The organism is Pseudoalteromonas sp. JB197, from assembly GCF_002332205.1.
Lineage (GTDB): Bacteria > Pseudomonadota > Gammaproteobacteria > Enterobacterales > Alteromonadaceae > Pseudoalteromonas > Pseudoalteromonas nigrifaciens.
Map to the genome: position 1 here is coordinate 1 of NZ_NRGZ01000006.1, position 1265 is coordinate 1265.

The window sequence follows — 1265 nt, forward strand, 5'->3', positions numbered from 1 at the left end:
GTTTTTTATATTCATTTAAGTCATGTTCGTTTTTAGCTTCAAGAGATTTGATTTTTCTACTTAATTCAATGTTTACGAGTCTGTGCCCACAGAACAAAAACAAAAATATAAATGCTGTTCCACCAACTAATGTACCTGTAGCTAAGGCTAAGCTGTTATCCCATACGTTTTCCCAGCCTAATTTTGTATTGCTGGTACTTTTAAATGTAACCGTTAATTCGCCATCAGCACTTTCGGTGTAAGCGAATTTTTTTAGATTGGGATAAAATTTCACATCACCACTAACCCTACTTTCGTAGTAACTATCGAGAGATTGATACCCAAAATAACCGGCTAAACCTAAAGCAATAACAAGAGCGAAAAGGTATTTCATCGTAAGTAAACCTCTGTGATATCCGGTCTAAAATGCCCCATTTCTTGGCTAACAGTTTCTAGACGCGTAGTGTAATTTAATCTTTGATTTTGTAACTCGGACATACGTTCTTGAGCGTATGAGTGACGAACGCCATGTGCACCAGATGACCACCCAAGAGCACGATTTGATGCTGCAGAAAATGAGTTAGACCAGCGTTGGCCACCTGCAATATCATACTGAGAACGATAATTTATGCCTCTGTCGCTTACTGTGTTTGCTGTGTCCAGGCGTTTGCTTTCTAAGCGTTCTGAAAGTGAATGAGGTAAAACGACTTTTCGTACAAGACCGCCTTTTCCTTGTACGGTGTAACTCACTCCATCACGACCATTAAATTTACTTTCTAGTGCAGATCTGTTTGATGGGGCTCGCTCTTCTATACGTTGTAACGTCAATAATTCATGTGCTCGTAGTCCAGCTGCATATGCAATTTCTGTTGCCAGTGCGTTACGTTCATTTTGTGCGGAGGCTATGGCGTGCACTTGCTCTGGAGTATAAGAGCGGCTGGCTTCTATGGTTTCACGCTTTGATTTTATTGAAGAGTCTAGTTTGTTATTTTTGTCTAGTGTTTTTGTAATGTTGTGCATCATGCACTGTATTGCTTGGCGCTCCATATTTAATTGCGATTGACGAACTTCTTCAGCGCGGATATTCAAGTATGAATTGGCGGTTTCTGGAGTCAGGCCTCTTAATAAGTCACCCAGCCCATATTGCTGCATATTCTTCGCCACACTTTTTAGTGCCCCACGATAATTATCAACCGTTCTTATGGAGTCTAATATATTGTTACGTGTAAAATCCTTGGTGACAGAAAATGCTTGCTGCTCAGGGGTTTTTACACTAAATCTTGCCA

General features: G+C 40.3%; 2 protein-coding genes. Both read right to left on the minus strand.

The window, feature by feature from the left end; genetic code table 11:
* Positions 1-373 (minus strand): hypothetical protein (locus CIK86_RS19070; protein ID WP_144443717.1); only part of this gene is annotated, 373 nt, incomplete at its 3' end.
* A partial coding sequence (locus tag CIK86_RS19075) for a site-specific integrase (protein ID WP_096317129.1) occupies positions 370-1265 on the minus strand: 896 nt, incomplete at its 5' end. The genes CIK86_RS19075 and CIK86_RS19070, both read right to left, overlap by 4 nt.